Consider the following 15029-nt stretch of genomic DNA (forward strand, 5'->3'; position numbering starts at 1 on the left):
CTCGCGCCTGTGCGCTTATTCACCCTCTCAATGCGTTGATTTCATCAACATCGGTGGTATGTTTCGTGCGAAAGATCGCCACCAACAGCGCCAGCCCAACCGCGACCTCCGCAGCCGCCACCACAATAACGAAAAAGACGACGATCTGCCCGGCGACGTCCTGCCGCGCCATGGCGAAAGTCACCAGCGCCAGGTTGGCCGAGTTCAACATCAACTCGACCGACATGAACAGAACCAGCGCATTACGCCGCGTGATGACGCCGACCACGCCAAGCGTGAAGAGCAATGCGCTCAGCAGAATATAGTAACTCGTTGGCACCATAGAGCATTTCGACGTAGCATCAGGCGATACGTGCAGTCCACCATACGTTTGTTTCGAGGAGACGTCGCACTTCGCCCGGTTGCCATACCAGAACGCCGGACACAACCCGGATCGTATGATAGGCTGTCAAGCATCATGAACACCCGGATTGCTTCGCTAACCCCTGACCCCTATTCCCTGCTCTCCGCATGATTGCCCGACATATGCAGCACCACGACCCCAACAATCGCCGCAAGCAGCAGAAACGCTGTAATCTCAAACGGCAGCAGATACGTTGTGAAGAGCGTCTCGGCAATGCGTTCGGGTGCGGCAAACTGCTGATCCGCCACCATCGCCCCAGATGCCGGGCCACGCAGTACAATGTAACCGATCAATCCAAGCAGAATCGCTGCAAGCGTCAGTCCCAGAGGCCGCTGCCAGGCAAACCGTTCGCGCGTATCCTCCGCGCGCTCGGCGCCAAGCAACATCACCACAAAGAGGAACAGCACAATAATCGCGCCAGCATACACAATCAACTGAATCACGAAGAGGAATGGCGCGTACAACAGCACATAGAGCACCGAAATAGCAACGAAGTTGATCAACAAAAAGATGGCGCTATGAATGGCATTCGGGCTGAGCAGCATTGCAACCGCGCCCACAATGGCCACAGCAGCCGTGATCAGGAAAATAATAAGTTCCATGGCTGCCTCGTCACTACAGATCAATCTGCGCAGGCGGACTCGGGCGGCGGTTCAGTTGTTCCAGGATCGGCGGAATCTCGCCGTGCCCCTTATCGGGAGGGACCAGGAGATCGTCTTTGGTGAGGATCGAACTCCGGCGATCATAGAACGAAAGTTCATACTGATGTTCGAGCACAATCGCATTGGTCGGGCACGCATCTTCGCAATACCCACAGAAAATGCAGCGCAGCATGTTGATTTCATAGCGCGCTGCGTACCGTTCGCCTGGCGAATTCGGCGCCGCCGGATCGTTCTCCGCAGGCACGACCAGGATGGCGTCCGCCGGGCAGGCTGCTGCGCACAACGAACAGCCGATGCAGCGCTCCATGCCATTGGCGAAGCGCTTCAGTTGATGCCGTCCACGAAAGCGCTCACGCACCGGACGCTTGACTTCCGGGTATTCGACGGTTACCGGCTTGCGAAACAGGTAGCGGAGCGTTGTGCCAAGACCTTTGAACAGGGCGCCGATCATAGTGCGTCTCTCACTTCACGTACACCTTCCAACTCGGAGTATCAGGCGCTGATCTCCACCAGTTTCACCGTGCGCTTTTCCTTCCCCGGTCTGCCGACGATTGCCGCAACTGCCAGAATCATGATACCGGCGACCAGACCAATGATAGCGGTGAGGACAGGGGCATCCGGCAGCAGAACGTTCAGCACAGCAGTGATAGCGACATTGATGAGCGCAAGGGGCAGCAACACCTTCCAGCCCAGGTTCATCAACTGATCGTAGCGCACCCGCGGCAACGTGGCGCGGATCCAGACCGAAACGAACGACAGCAACAACACTTTGAGCAAGAATGCGCCGAGCGACGTCAATCCGAGCACGGCATTGCCGACGGCAGCGCCATACTGTTGCGTCACCGCCTGCGTCAACGTCTGCAAGCCGGGGAAATGCCAGCCTCCCAGAAAGAGCGTCACGGCAATCGCATTCATCGCCACCAGTTTGACATACTCCGACATAAAGAACAGCGCGAATTTCATCGAACTGTACTCGGTGTTGTACCCACCGACGAGTTCCTGCTCGGCTTCGACCAGGTCGAACGGCGCGCGCACCACTTCAGCGGTGGCGGCGATGATGAACACGACAAACCCCAGAAACTGCGGCACAATGTTCCACATCTGTGTTTGCCGCTCGACGATCTCGGCGGTGCTGAAACTTTGCGCCTGCATCACCGCACCCAAAACGGTCAATCCCAGCGCAAGTTCATAGGAGATGACCTGCGCCGATGCGCGAATGCCGCCAAGCATCGAATATTTGTTGTTCGACGCCCATCCCGCAATAGCAATGCCATATACGCCGACCGACGTCACTGCCAGCAGGTAGAGAACACCAACATTAATCTCGGCGAGTTGCAACCAGTTGTCGCCCTCCCCATCGGGCCACATGCCAACCGGAATGGTCGCCCAGATGATAATCGCAGGAATAAGCGCAAACGCTGGCGACACCAGATAAACCCAGCGATCCGCCAGCAACGGCGTCACATCCTCCTTAAAGAACAGTTTAACCGCATCGGCGAGCGGTTGCAGAAACCCTCCCGGTCCGGCGCGATTTGGCCCGACCCGATTTTGCAGGCGCGCCAGCGTGCGCCGCTCGAACAGCGTGAAGTAAGCGAAAATGGTTGTCGCCGCCAGCGACAGGACGATGCACTTGACGACGAGAATAACGAGATCGATCCAGGTCATCGCATTTCTACCGCCTCATCGATATGCGCCGTAATTGCGATCCGCGTGAGCGGACCCGTCTGCAATGCACTCAACGGGGCGCCATCCACATCCGGCACGATCACCAGGCCACGCGGCAGATGGCGGTCGATCTGAACCGGGAGCACGGCGCTGCCGGACTCAGACTCAATTCGCGCCATGTGGCCGGGCGCAATCTCCAGCGCCGCAGCGTCTTCCGAATTCACAATGAGATGCGGCGCAACCATCCGCGGCACGAGTTTCGAGTCGCGGCTCCACGTGCGGCTATCATAGGCGCGCGGCGCCGCCAACAGAATATAAGGGCGAGCGTTATGGATATTCACCTCGGACGGCACACGAGCGCGCAGCAAAAACATGGTTTTCGCATTATCGGCTTCAGCCGCGATCTGCACGCCGACGCCTTCGGTATTTTCGTAGGAGGTGCCGTCGTAGAAGATCGCCTCATTCGGCTGCCGTCCCCACTGCGGCTTGCGCGTCAACCCCAGGCTTTCATAGGTCGTATCGGCGTAGCCGCGCACCCTGGCTGCAATCTCATCCGCCACATCACCGGCGACCACATAATCCCAATGGTCGGGGGAAGCGGTTGCTGCTGCGGTTTGCGCCGCCGCGCGCGGTGCGGCGCGTCCATCCCCCTGACCATCAGGAACGTCCGGCGTGATACCGAGAGCGATCAGCGCGCGCGCAAGACGTTGCGCCACGTCCCATCCGGCCGGAGTATTGTATTCAGGAATGCGCGCCTGACGGAAGCGCTGCACCCGCCGCTCGGCATTGGTGAACGTCCCCTCGCGACCGGCGATCGACGCCGTTGGCAGCACCACATCGGCGCGTTGCGCCGTCTCGGTGAGGAACATGTCCTGCACCACCAAAAACTCCAGCGCATCGAGCGCCTCAGCCACTGCCGGATGATCGCGCACCGGGTTCATTCCGGCAATGATCATGCCGCGCAAACGCCCCTCACGCGCCGCAGTCCACATCTCACGCGCCTTCAAGCCTCGTTTCTTGCCGGTGCCTGGATTCACCCCCATATCGAGCGCACCACGCACATTCGCACCGGGAAAGAGCGGAATAATGCCGTTATTGGGCTTGCCGACATGACCGGTCAGGAGCGTCAGGTCGGCGAGCACATCGATCAGATCCGCTCCAACCGCCAGCGCCACCCGGCCGTAGATAATGATCCCGTGATCGGCTTTCGCAAACACGCGAGCCGCTGCGCGCACATCGTCTTCTGCAATCCCAGCGGCATCGCAGAGCGACACAACGGTACAATCGCGCAGACGCGCTTTCAGGTCGTCGAGACCCTGCACTCGTCGCTCCACGAAGTCGACAGCGATCAATTCTTCCTCGATCAGGGTCTTCAGCAACGCCAGCGCAACGAACGCCTCTGCCCCGGCACGCGGGCGAATCACCCGCGCCGGGGTACGATCCAGTTTCGTCGGATACGGGTTGATGACCGTCAGATCGCCGCCACGCGCGACGATACCACGCAGACGCAACACATAGAGTGGCGCTTCCTCTTCGGGATCCGCGCCAACGACCAGCACCGCCGTTCCCGCACCCAGGTTCGACAGGTTGGTTCCCTTACCGACGCCGAGCGTTGCGCCCAGATCGATCAGATCCGCTTCTCCCGGCGCGCCGGTGCAGCAGTCGAGGTTTGGCGACTTCAACACCTGACGGAACAGTTTCTGGAACAGATAGAGATCTTCGTTCGGCAGATCGGGACCCGCCAGCCCGCCCAGCGCCGCCGCGCCAGCGTGGGTGCGGATGGCGCTCAGTTTTTCAGCCACCAGCGTAATCGCCTCATCCCATGTTGCCGGCGTCAGTGTATCGCCTTTACGAATGAGCGGTTGGCGCAAGCGCTCCGGGCTTTCGATGAAGCGCATTCCAAACCGCCCCTTGTCACAAATCCAGATTTCATTGACATACTCATTTTCACGCGGCATGACCCGCATGATACGGTCGTAGCGCATATCGAGCGAGATGTTGCACCCTACCGGGCAGTGCGGACAGATGCTGGGAACCGGGCGCAATTCCCAGACACGCGCCTTAAAACGGAAATCGGCAGTCGTCAGCGCGCCGACCGGGCAGATATCGGTGGTATTGCCCGAAAACTTCGAGTCGAACGGCGGATCGGACTTCGAGATAATCTCCCAGGCGCGACCGCGGTTGTCGAAGCCAAGCACCGGATCGCCGGCAATATCGTCCTGAAAGCGCACACACCGCGAGCAGAGAATGCAGCGTTCACGATCCAGAAAAATCAGATCGCCAAGCGGGATCGGCTTCTCGAAATGAATCTTGTCGGCATAATCGAAGCGTGAAGTGCTCGGACCGAACTGCATCGTCAGGTTTTGCAGCGGGCACTCGCCACCTTTATCGCATACCGGGCAATCGAGCGGATGCGAGGTCAGCAGGAATTCGAGCTGACCTTTCTGCGCAAACCGCACCTTTTGGGTCGTCGTGCGCACCTCCATGCCTTCGCTGACCGGCGTCACGCAGCCCGGTTGCAGTTTTCCCATCATCAACGCCAGCACAGGCTTGCCATCCTCACCGATCACCACCTGGCGCGTCGTCGGATCAATCTTCGGCGTCCACACCTCAACCAGACACATTCGGCACATACCGACCGGCTTGAGTTTAGGATGGTAGCAGAAGACCGGAATGGCAACGCCGACGCTTCGCGCTGCATCGACGATATTCGTTCCTGCCGGGACGGTCACTGTCTGTCCATCGATGACCAGGGTCACATCAGGCATATGCACACCTCTCACGCCGTAGTGCGGCGAGCGGGATATTCTATCGCAAAGAAGCGTCCTATCTCACAGGAAAAACCGGGGAACCGCAGAGAAGTGATGACATCGCCGGGTTGCCACGTTGCAATGCACCGCAACGCCTCGTCATCGCGGCGGAACGCATCGACCGTCATCGCCTGCCGGTCAACGATCCAGCGCACTGAAACGTCGCGCCGGTTGTAGTTGTAGAGCGCACGTTTCTTTTCACAGTCGCACTCCTCATTGGCTTTGCCGGGTGACACAACCTCGATGATCAGATCAGGCGCAGCGTGGAGTGCACCATTGTTGCCGATCACGTCCGACAGCCGTGCGTGACCGATCCACACCAGATAGGGAGCAACCGCCTCATCATCGGCACGTGTCACGTCGGGCGCCGGAATGATTCTCCCGGCGCCGGTCGCCAGACGCCAGCCTCCAGGGGACACGATGACATGATCGCACGTGATCCAATGGCGCATGTGGGGTTGATGCGTCACATACAATGCTCCGTCGATAACCTCATACCGTCCGCCTTCCAGGTGCGGCAACGTCTCGACAAACTCGACTGTCCGGCGTGTGATGGGTGTCATCAGAGAACCTCAGTGAACCGACAGCGTGATGATGTCGTGGCGTCCATTGCCTGCCTGCGCGATCGCCCGCTCGAACTCGTGCGGGAAAAGACGCAGCGCACTGCGGATCGGCACGACGGCGCTCTCCCCCAGAAGGCAGAAGCAATTGCCCGCCATTTGATTGTACACATCGTGCAGGAGCGGAATATCATCCTGGCGACCGTGACCATGCGTGATGCGGTGCAGCACCTTGACCAGAAAATACGTCCCTTCACGGCACGGCGTACACTTTCCGCACGATTCGTGCTTGAAGAACTCGTCCATCTTATACGCCACCTCGACAGCGTTAACGCGTTCATCGAGCACAATCACGCCGCCGGAACCGAGCATGCTCCCCTTCGCCGCCAGCGCCTCGTAGTCCATCGTCACATCGAGATCATCGGCGGTGAGCCAGCCGGCTGAGGCGCCGCCAGGCACGACAATCTTGACATTATGGTTGCCGCGCATGCCCTGGCAGTACTCGGGAGAAAAGATCAATTCGCGCAAGGGTGTGCCGAACGGCGCTTCATAGTTGCCGGGGCGCTTCACGTGACCGGAGACGGAGAACACCTTCGTGCCCGGACTTTTCTCCGTGCCGAACTGACGATACCAGACGGCGCCGTGACGCACGATCATCGGCACATTCGTCAGCGTCTCGACGTTATTGATAATCGTTGGCTTACCGTACAGACCGGCGACCGCCGGAAAGGGAGGGCGCAAGCGGGGTTGACCGATCTTCCCTTCGAGCGACTCCATGAGTGCTGTTTCTTCGCCGCAGATGTACGCCCCTGCGCCACGATGCACATAAATGTCAAGGTCGTACCCCGTGCCAAAGATATTCCTGCCCAGGAAACCACGTGCATACGCCTGCGCAATAGCGCGTTCGAGACGACGCGCAGCCGCGGCGAACTCACCGCGAATATAGATATACGCAAGATTGGCTTCGATGGCGTAGGCGGAAATCGCAATGCCCTCGATTAACTGATGCGGGTTGCGGTCGATAATCTGATGATTGTTGAAGGTGCCAGGTTCGCTCTCATCACAGTTGCAGAGCAGGTAGCGCGGATAGACCCCTTTGGGCAGAAACCCCCACTTCACGCCGGTAGGAAACCCGGCGCCGCCACGCCCGCGCAACCCAGAGTCCTTCACCGTCTGCACAATATCAGCCGGAGTGCGTTCGGTCACTGCGATGCGCAATGCCTCATAACCGCCATGCTGAAGATAGACGTCGAAATCAGCGATGTTTTCGATGTCCAGATCGCGGAGAACGATATGCTCGGCAAGCGGAGACATAGGCAGAAACTCGCTTTCCAGCGCTGACACCGGCATGCGCCTGATATGGCGCATATCTTGCGTGTACTCTACCACCACGCAGGCTTTGTGTCAAATGGCACAAAGTTTGCGCTTGTTTGCGGATGAGAGATCTATCTCTCGCTCTCCTGCGGTATACTACTATGTGCGCTCCGGCGGATGCCGTCGTACTAGGGGACTCCATGAAAATTGCGCTTCTCTCCGAGTCGCCGTCGGTGGCGACCGGTTTTGGCATTCACGCCCGCCATCTGACGCGCCTGCTCGCTGAATGGGGACACGAGACGGTAGTGTTCGGCGTGTGCGCTGCGGGGCAACCGTTCGATCCGACCCGCTATCCGTGCCGTATCGTGCCGATGCCGCGCGATCAGAAGGAGGCGCTGCCGCTCCTCCCCGACTTTCTGGCAGCGGAACGACCGGACCTCGTGTTCATCCATTACGACCTCGGCGCCGTTGCGCGTTTTGCCGCCACTGTGCGCGCTGCGGGATGGACAGGTCCAATGATCTGCCATTTTGTCATCGACACAATCCCATTTGATCGCGATCTGATGCAGGTGTTGCGCGACTTCCGCGCTGCGTTGACGCCGACGCGCGTGGCTGCCCGCTACGCTACATCGCTTGGTATTCCGAATGTCATCGCTGCGCCACACCCGGTCGACGCCGGTCTGTTCCGACCATTGCCGCACCGCGATGCGCTGCGCCGCGCCGCCGGTCTGGAAGGGCGCTTCGTCATTGGCGTGTTCGGGCGCAATACCGAACGTAAACAGCAACCGCGCGTGATGATGGCGCTCCAACAGTTACGGGCACGCGGTCAGGCGGACGACATTATTGCCTACTTCCACTGCCAACCGACGAACGAGGACCCCTGGCTCAGCAGCTGGAATCTGCTCCACGTCGCCGATCATTTGGAAGTGGCCGACCTGACGCTCTTCCCGCAGAGCGACTTCCGTCAATTGGCAGGAATTCCCTACGACGCCGACGTTCCCGCCGCCGGGGATGCGCAGCCGCAGCGCCCAACCATGCCGGCGCACTACACGTATGTCGAACGACTCAACGTGTGTGATCTGCTGGTGAATGTCCCGCACTCCGGCGCGTTCGAACTGGCGCCTCTCGAAGCGGCGCTCTGCGGTGTACCTTCGGCGGTGACCAACGACCGTAGTGCGATGGCGGAGGTTGTTGGCGATGGGGCGTATCTGCTCGAGCCGATTGACCGTGCTATCCACAGTTCCGGCGGATGGCAGCATTTCGTCGGCGCCTGCACGATTGCCGATGCGATTCTGGAGATCAAGGAAGACGTTGATCTCCGCACAGCATTGATCCGCAAAGGGCGCGCCAATGCGCTTCGCTATACCGAAGAGCCGCTGCGACGAGGATTGCAACAGGCGCTCGAACTGGCGTGCGGTTAGGGAGGTTGCACCACGATGGGTGATGTCATTGTCATCGGATTAGGCGGGATGGGCAGCGCCGCAGCATATCATCTGGCGCGGCGTGGCTGGCAGGTGATCGGGCTGGAACGTTTCACACCCGCGCATAACCGTGGATCGAGCCATGGCAGATCGCGGATCATTCGCCAGGCGTATTTCGAGGACCCTGCGTATGTGCCTTTACTGCTCCGCGCGTATGAATTGTGGGAAGACCTTCAGCGCACAAGCAGCGAACCGCTGTTGACGATCACCGGCGGTCTAATGATTGGTCGAGCGGAGAGCAGCGTCGTGCGCGGCGCACTGCACAGCGCCCAAATGCACCACCTGCCTCACGAACTACTCGATGCCGCCGACATTCGTCGCCGTTTCCCGCCGTTCAATGTTGGCGACGATGAGGTCGCGCTGTACGAAGCGCGCGCCGGTTTTCTCGATCCCGAAGCGACTGTTCGGGCGCACCTCGACCAGGCGGCGCGCCATGGCGCCGATCTGCACTTCGATGAGCCGGTCACTGCGTGGGAGTCGACCCCTGGCGGCGGCGTGCGTGTCACCACGCCGGCGGGAGTCTACGAAGCCGAACGCGCCGTGATTGCGCCGGGCGCATGGGCGCCGCGCCTGCTCGCCGATCTGTCGCTGCCGCTGACCGTCGAGCGTCAGGTCCTCTACTGGTTCGAGCCGGTTGGAGGGCGTGAGCCATTCAGCATCGGGCGATTCCCCATTTATATCTGGGAAGACGCGCGTGGTGACGCACTCTACGGCTTTCCGGCACAGGGCGGACCGCCGGGCGGCGTCAAGGTCGCCTTCTTCTACCGCGGGCATCCGACCGACCCGGATCGGGTGGATCGCTCAGTGCACCCCGAGGAGATCGCCGAAATGCGCACCGCTCTGGCGCAGCGCATTCCTGCTCTGAACGGTCCGCTCGTGGCAACGGCCACCTGTCTCTACACCCTTACGCCTGATCACCACTTCATCATTGCGCCACACCCGCGTGCGCCGCAGGTCATCATCGCATCGCCCTGTTCGGGTCATGGGTACAAATTCGCCAGTGTGATCGGCGAAATCCTGGCAGACCTTGCAATTGACGGCAGCACCCGCCACTCGATTGCGCTCTTCGATCCGGCGCGGTTCAGAGCAACGGACGCATAGCCGTGCACAGTTCGCCCCAGGTGGGAGGATCGCTCAAACAGTCGGCTTCCCCCCCGATAAGCGCCAGGGTCGCGCCTGTTTCCGCCCGACTGAGCGGTTGATGATGCAGCGCCGGGTCGATCACCGGTTCGGTTGACAATCCGACGATACGCAGCAGCGCGCGGAGTACGGCAGGCGCATCGGCGCGATCGACCGGTTGATCCGGCGCAATGGCGAGCGATGCCGCGCGCGGTCCGTTCCCGTCCAGCGCACCGGCGAGCAGCAGGAGTTGCGTTGGAATGAAATGCGGATGACCGGGCGGAACATCGACCGTCCACTCCAGCGGCACACCCTGTTCGAGCAGATGGCGTTGAAAGAATCGCAAAAGCGCACCCTCCCACACCTCGCGCGGCTGCACGCTATGCGCCAGGCAGAATGCCGCCAGCGCGCCAGCCGCCTCGCCGATGTTCCACTCCACCGGATGGAGCCGGTACGCACCATTCGAGAGATGGGTCGTGCCGATATTCTTGCATGCCGCCAGCAGATTCGCCGGACGCTGCGGGATGAGCGCGCCAAGCGGAATCTGGAACGGCAGGGTCGGCGCAAACATACTGCGCGGATTCCCCACCGCCGGATGGAGGTCCATAAAATACCACCCGACGCCACACGAATCGGGAAAATGCACCGCGCGCGCTGTTGTGCGCCCGGCAGCCAGAATATCGCCGGCAGTCACACGCCGCAGCGCCCGAATACGCCGCGACTCGCGGATGTAGGGCGCCTTCGACAGACCATCAGCAGTTCCCATAACATCGGGGAGAAGCCGCAGACCGGGGTAGCCGCATCCGCTGCCATCGTCGCGCGGAACTTCGGTTTGCAGCCAGTGGAGAAACGACAGGGATAGCCGCTTTGCTTCGTCGAGAATCCGTCCACGCTCTTCGGGCGTCGCACCGATCAGATCGGCGTGATGATAGTCGTTGGCATTCCAATTGATCATCGCAATATCACGCAACGCACCGGAAGGGTCGAACAGGCGACCCGACAGCAGGCGGCGGTACGTCCAGAACGGCGGCAACCCGGTCGGTCCGGTCTCGAACACACGAAACGGGCGTGGTGAGCCATCAGACCCCGTGAGAGTCAGGGTAAACGGCTGTGCATCGCGCAGGCGCTCATACCCTGCCGGTTTCGGAATCGTATGGTCTTCGCCGGGGCAATGCTCGACCGCGAAGCAAAACGTGAACCCCTGCACCTCGCCGGGGCGCGCCTCTTCCGGCGCATCGGCTTCGCCTGTATCGTCGCACGACTCCGCACCCGTCACCCATGGCGCACCCGCCAGCGGCAGCAGGTCACCAAGGTCGGTCGCATCGAGAAAGAAACGCGCCGTGATGGTCACCGATCCGTTGGCGCTCATCATTGTGACGCTGCTGATCGTGTCGTCCTGCACAACGGCAGAGACCGGGATATGGTTGTACAGGACGGTCAACCGCCCACCGGCGATATGCGGCGCCAGCATCGTCTCAATGACCGCCACACCAACTCGCGGCTCGAAGCAGAGCGCCGAAACCCAGCCATCGCCCGGGTTGAGCGGCGATCCATCGGGCATGGCGGTCACACCGTACCGGCGGCGATAGTGATCGCGGATCGCCTCGCGGAACGCCGCATATCGGCAGGTGGCGCCGAAGGTCTCGATATACTGGTGCTCATCAAGGGCGCTGACCCCCTGACTAGTTGCTTGACCGCCGAGCCAGTCAGTCGCTTCGGTAAGGATCACCGAAGCGCCGTTGTCGCAGGCGGCGAGTGCCGCCGCCACTCCACCCAGACTGCCGCCAATGATGGCAATATCGCATGAGAGACTGGTGTTCATAACCGTTCTTCATTGTTCTAACAGTTTGTTTCGACAGCCGTAAACGCGACGACTGTCGTTGCAGCCGAACCTGGTTTGTCAGCGATCGTTCGTTTTGATTGGAAACTTCGGATGTGGAATTCGAGTCGATACAGCAGATACGGCAGCACTGAGCAAAAGCCCGGACGAGTCGCCGTTTTCAGCCGGGCGTGCAGCATATGGCAGCGTCACCCTTCACCGCGCAGCCGGCGAAGTTCTTCTTCGAGGGCGCGCAGGCGCGCTTCAACTTCGGCGCGCGCTTGCGATTCGCGTCGCGCCTGTGCTTCCGCAGCAGCCCGCGCCTGCGCCTCGCGCCGCGCCTGTGCTTCCGCAGCAGCCCGCGCCTGCGCTTCGGCTTCCCGCGCCTGCGCTTCCAACCGCGCTCGTTCTTCCGCAGCAGCCCGCGCCTGCGCTTCGGCTTCCCGCGCCTGCGCTTCCAACCGCGCTCGTTCTTCCGCAGCAGCCCGCGCCTGCGCTTCGGCTTCCCGCGCCTGCGCTTCACGTTGCGCCCGTTCCGCCTCGCGCCGCGCCTGTGCTTCCGCAGCAGCGCGCGCCTGCGCTTCGGCTTCCCGCGCCTGCGCTTCCAGCCGCGCTCGTTCTTCCGCGTCCGCCGCCTGCCGCACCACCGTCGCATAGTCGCCGAATGCCACGCCATGGTCGTCGTAGCAGACGACGTGATCGCCCTCCACCCCCAGCCATACATCGGCAATCGCCAGATGCACCCGTCCTGCGGCATCCGATGGATGCAGGCGGTACATCCCCGCCTCCAACCGGTAGTCGAGCAATCGCAGCCGCCGCTTCCCCCGACCTTTTCCGGCGTCATCCACAATCACGTACTGCGCCACCCCCGCCCGCGCGTAGTGCTCCACCTTGCGCTCCAGGTCGTTCTCGCGCGTCTCCGGCGAGGTGATCTCGATGATCAGCGCCGGACGCGCGCCTTCGACCGCCACCTCGAATGTGCTCCAGTCCTGCCGTTCGCGGATGCCGGGAATGACCATCACATCCGGTCCGTGCGGGCGCAGGTCGGGGATGTCCCACGCAATCCGCACATCGCTCAGGACGATGGCGACCCCCGCCTCCTCCAGACGGGCGCGCAGCACGGCGGTGAGGTACATCCGGTCGGTCTCGTGGCGGTCGCTGTGCGCGATGAAATCTCCCGTTTCAGGGTGCAGGACGTCTTCGAGGGTGAGCGGAACCTGTTCCAGATAGTGGGGGTTGTCGGGAGTCGGGCGGGGCACGAAGCGCCAGCCGTAGCGGAACGGGTCCTCGGCAGGCGCCGTATCAGACGCAGGCAGGGTATGGATCGTGGTGTGGGTCATCGGCGCGACCTCCTTGCGGATGGTGTATGAACAAATGTCCATATTCTACCACTTTTGATCTGTTTGTGTATGCAACGTTGGGCGAGAACGCACTTACGATTTCGTTGGGAAGCGATGGACAGTCCGTGCTGTTCCGCGCCGTCAATCCTGATCGGCTGCGCGCGCACAGACACGAATGATCACGCTGAGTGGACAAAGCCAACCTGCGTTGCCATTCGAGCGCATCGCGTATCGAACACACCGACGCGCAATTCATCGCAGGCACGCTCGCCAGCAGCGACCACAGCGCCGCTGCTCGTCATACCAATTACCCGTGAACATCCGGCATTGTCACCTCGAGCAGCGCGAGGGGTCGTGCGCGACCCGCGCAGATTCCTCGCTGCGTTTACCCTGAGCGAAGCGAAGGGCTCGGAATGACACGCATGCGGCATCTTCAATTGTCATTGGTATCACCCCCAATCCCTGACCGCCGCCAGTGTTCGACGCGCAACCTCGGCAGGTGTACCAGAGCCATCAATCCGGCGCAGAATCCCCTGTTCTTCATAGTAGGCGATCAACGGCGCAGTCTGCTGATGATACGCAACCAGGCGCTGCCGCACCACATCAGGGCGGTCGTCATCGCGCTGCACCAGGCGTCCGCCGCGCTCACGGCAGCGCATAATGCTTGCCAGATCGTCAATATGCACCGGGAACGGCTCGCCGGCGCCTTCACAGATGCGCCGTCCGCTCAAACGACGCACGACCTCATCATCGGCAACGTCAATAGCGATCACCACATGTAAGAGACGATCATAGTCGGCGAGCATAGCGGCAAGGCCAAGCGCCTGGCGCATGGTGCGCGGATAGCCATCGAGCAACAGCCCCTGATCCGGGTCGAGGGTTTCCAGGCGAGCGCGCAGCACCCGATCCATGAGCGAATCGGGCGCCAGGTCGCCGCGTTCGAGCACGGGCGCCACTTCGCGCCCGATACGGGTACGGGCGCTGATCTCGGCGCGCAACAGCGCCCCGGTGGAGATGGGAACCAGCGGCAACTGATGGACAAGGTCCTCGGCAATCGTACTCTTCCCGGCGCCTGGCGGACCCAGGAGCACAATGTTGAGCACACTCTTCATGCGTTCTTTGCTCCTCAGCGAGGCGTCACGGGACACCGGCTTGTCCGGGAGAGACTGCATCGCCGACAGAATCCGGATCGACGGCGGCGTGCCCATCAAGACGGCGCTCGAAGCGTTCGAGCGCCATAATCAGTTGATCCTGCCGGATCGCGGCGGTAACGTCGCCGCGCGTGCGTTCGAGAACCGCGCGCAGTGCGTCGGTGGTGCGTCGCAGTCCGCCGGTGACGACTTCGGGATAGTCCACCGTTATCAGCAGGCTGTAGACATCCTCCATCACGGAAAGCAACTCAACGCCGCGTTCCGTTGCGCCTGTCCGCAGGCTATCGAGAATAGCGCGGCGCAATTCGGACGCCGCCTCAGCCATCCCGTTGAGGTATGCGGCGGCATCCACGCCAAGCGACGACGCATCCGGCGGCGGATCGCCGTGCAGGAAGGCGTACACCAGTGCAGCTTCGGCATACTCCTTGAGCGCATCCTGCGAATAGCCAGCGTACAACAGATCGGGATGATCGGCAAGGCTCTCACGCAGCGCGCGCGCTGACGCGCCCGCTTCCGTCAGCAACGCGGCAGCCTCGGCAAACTCACGACGATGCACTGCACGAATCGTGTTGGCGCACTGGCGCGTCAGCGCGCGCGCCAGGGTCAATGCATGCTCACGCGCTGTATGACACGCCTCGATCTCCGCAAGAGCACGGGCGACAACGCTTTCTATCAAATTCATAGCGCTCCTTCTGGCTTTCATTT

14 protein-coding genes are annotated in these 15029 nt (G+C 61.3%); 3 read left to right on the plus strand and 11 right to left on the minus strand.

Translation table 11 applies throughout. The features are described from left to right. Positions 1-19 precede the first annotated feature (19 nt). The 7 genes from nuoK to nuoF form a co-directional block, all read right to left on the minus strand. Positions 20-322 carry an NADH-quinone oxidoreductase subunit NuoK gene (gene nuoK / locus RCAS_RS17480; protein WP_012121859.1) on the minus strand — a complete coding sequence of 101 codons (303 nt, stop codon included), beginning with the start codon at positions 320-322 and terminating at the stop codon, positions 20-22. Between the two features lie 170 nt (positions 323-492). Then, positions 493-1005 (minus strand): NADH-quinone oxidoreductase subunit J family protein, encoded by a 513-nt coding sequence (locus RCAS_RS17485; protein WP_012121860.1) that lies wholly within the window; start codon positions 1003-1005, stop codon positions 493-495. A gap of 13 nt (positions 1006-1018) precedes the next feature. Next, positions 1019-1516 (minus strand): NADH-quinone oxidoreductase subunit NuoI, encoded by a 498-nt coding sequence (nuoI, locus tag RCAS_RS17490; protein ID WP_012121861.1) that lies wholly within the window; start codon positions 1514-1516, stop codon positions 1019-1021. A 41-nt stretch (positions 1517-1557) separates the two neighbouring features. Then, positions 1558-2730, minus strand: a complete 1173-nt coding sequence (nuoH, locus tag RCAS_RS17495; protein ID WP_012121862.1) for an NADH-quinone oxidoreductase subunit NuoH — start codon at positions 2728-2730, stop codon at positions 1558-1560. Beyond that, on the minus strand, positions 2727-5498 hold the full coding sequence (nuoG, locus tag RCAS_RS17500) for an NADH-quinone oxidoreductase subunit NuoG (RefSeq protein ID WP_012121863.1): 2772 nt from the start codon (positions 5496-5498) through the stop codon (positions 2727-2729). The genes nuoH and nuoG overlap by 4 nt, the downstream gene beginning before the upstream one ends. 11 nt (positions 5499-5509) lie before the next feature. After that, positions 5510-6103, minus strand: coding sequence for a Uma2 family endonuclease (locus tag RCAS_RS17505; RefSeq protein WP_012121864.1), 594 nt, complete (start codon positions 6101-6103; stop codon positions 5510-5512). Positions 6104-6112: 9 nt separating this feature from the next. After that, positions 6113-7414, minus strand: a complete 1302-nt coding sequence (gene nuoF / locus RCAS_RS17510; RefSeq protein ID WP_041332115.1) for an NADH-quinone oxidoreductase subunit NuoF — start codon at positions 7412-7414, stop codon at positions 6113-6115. A 200-nt stretch (positions 7415-7614) separates the two neighbouring features. Here nuoF and RCAS_RS17515 point away from each other — a divergent pair, with 200 nt between their 5' ends. Together RCAS_RS17515 and solA are read left to right on the plus strand one after the other, a co-directional pair. Beyond that, positions 7615-8835, plus strand: a complete 1221-nt coding sequence (locus tag RCAS_RS17515) for a glycosyltransferase (RefSeq protein WP_012121866.1) — start codon at positions 7615-7617, stop codon at positions 8833-8835. 15 nt (positions 8836-8850) lie between these two features. Next, positions 8851-9996, plus strand: a complete 1146-nt coding sequence (gene solA, locus RCAS_RS17520; RefSeq protein WP_012121867.1) for an N-methyl-L-tryptophan oxidase — start codon at positions 8851-8853, stop codon at positions 9994-9996. Here solA and RCAS_RS17525 read toward each other — a convergent pair. Next, positions 9977-11836 (minus strand): FAD-dependent oxidoreductase, encoded by a 1860-nt coding sequence (locus RCAS_RS17525; protein ID WP_012121868.1) that lies wholly within the window; start codon positions 11834-11836, stop codon positions 9977-9979. The two genes, solA and RCAS_RS17525, sit on opposite strands and share 20 nt — an antisense overlap. 206 nt (positions 11837-12042) lie before the next feature. Continuing rightward, a complete protein-coding gene (locus tag RCAS_RS17530) occupies positions 12043-13173 on the minus strand; it encodes a Uma2 family endonuclease (protein WP_012121869.1) in 1131 nt (376 codons plus the stop codon). 26 nt (positions 13174-13199) lie between these two features. On the opposite strand from RCAS_RS17530, the gene RCAS_RS25310 reads away from it, so the two are divergent. Continuing rightward, positions 13200-13352 carry a hypothetical protein gene (locus RCAS_RS25310; RefSeq protein WP_157042689.1) on the plus strand — a complete coding sequence of 51 codons (153 nt, stop codon included), beginning with the start codon at positions 13200-13202 and terminating at the stop codon, positions 13350-13352. A 270-nt stretch (positions 13353-13622) separates the two neighbouring features. Here the strand turns inward: RCAS_RS25310 and RCAS_RS17535 are convergent, their stop codons facing one another. Next, a complete protein-coding gene (locus RCAS_RS17535; RefSeq protein ID WP_012121870.1) occupies positions 13623-14285 on the minus strand; it encodes an adenylate kinase in 663 nt (220 codons plus the stop codon). Between the two features lie 25 nt (positions 14286-14310). Beyond that, positions 14311-15006: a translin family protein gene (locus tag RCAS_RS17540; protein WP_012121871.1), complete on the minus strand. Its 696-nt coding sequence runs from the start codon at positions 15004-15006 to the stop codon at positions 14311-14313. Between the last annotated feature and the right edge of the window lie 23 nt (positions 15007-15029).

Source organism: Roseiflexus castenholzii DSM 13941 (assembly GCF_000017805.1).
GTDB lineage: Bacteria > Chloroflexota > Chloroflexia > Chloroflexales > Roseiflexaceae > Roseiflexus > Roseiflexus castenholzii.

What these genes read in the sequence shown, in the direction of transcription:
- nuoK (WP_012121859.1), bottom strand. Translation starts at nt 322, where the DNA reads ATGGTGCCAACGAGTTACTATATTCTGCTGAGCGCATTGCTCTTCACG.
- RCAS_RS17485 (WP_012121860.1), bottom strand. Translation starts at nt 1,005, where the DNA reads ATGGAACTTATTATTTTCCTGATCACGGCTGCTGTGGCCATTGTGGGC.
- nuoI (WP_012121861.1), bottom strand. Translation starts at nt 1,516, where the DNA reads ATGATCGGCGCCCTGTTCAAAGGTCTTGGCACAACGCTCCGCTACCTG.
- nuoH (WP_012121862.1), bottom strand. Translation starts at nt 2,730, where the DNA reads ATGACCTGGATCGATCTCGTTATTCTCGTCGTCAAGTGCATCGTCCTG.
- nuoG (WP_012121863.1), bottom strand. Translation starts at nt 5,498, where the DNA reads ATGCCTGATGTGACCCTGGTCATCGATGGACAGACAGTGACCGTCCCG.
- RCAS_RS17505 (WP_012121864.1), bottom strand. Translation starts at nt 6,103, where the DNA reads ATGACACCCATCACACGCCGGACAGTCGAGTTTGTCGAGACGTTGCCG.
- nuoF (WP_041332115.1), bottom strand. Translation starts at nt 7,414, where the DNA reads ATGTCTCCGCTTGCCGAGCATATCGTTCTCCGCGATCTGGACATCGAA.
- RCAS_RS17515 (WP_012121866.1), top strand. Translation starts at nt 7,615, where the DNA reads ATGAAAATTGCGCTTCTCTCCGAGTCGCCGTCGGTGGCGACCGGTTTT.
- solA (WP_012121867.1), top strand. Translation starts at nt 8,851, where the DNA reads ATGGGTGATGTCATTGTCATCGGATTAGGCGGGATGGGCAGCGCCGCA.
- RCAS_RS17525 (WP_012121868.1), bottom strand. Translation starts at nt 11,836, where the DNA reads ATGAACACCAGTCTCTCATGCGATATTGCCATCATTGGCGGCAGTCTG.
- RCAS_RS17530 (WP_012121869.1), bottom strand. Translation starts at nt 13,173, where the DNA reads ATGACCCACACCACGATCCATACCCTGCCTGCGTCTGATACGGCGCCT.
- RCAS_RS25310 (WP_157042689.1), top strand. Translation starts at nt 13,200, where the DNA reads ATGAACAAATGTCCATATTCTACCACTTTTGATCTGTTTGTGTATGCA.
- RCAS_RS17535 (WP_012121870.1), bottom strand. Translation starts at nt 14,285, where the DNA reads ATGAAGAGTGTGCTCAACATTGTGCTCCTGGGTCCGCCAGGCGCCGGG.
- RCAS_RS17540 (WP_012121871.1), bottom strand. Translation starts at nt 15,006, where the DNA reads ATGAATTTGATAGAAAGCGTTGTCGCCCGTGCTCTTGCGGAGATCGAG.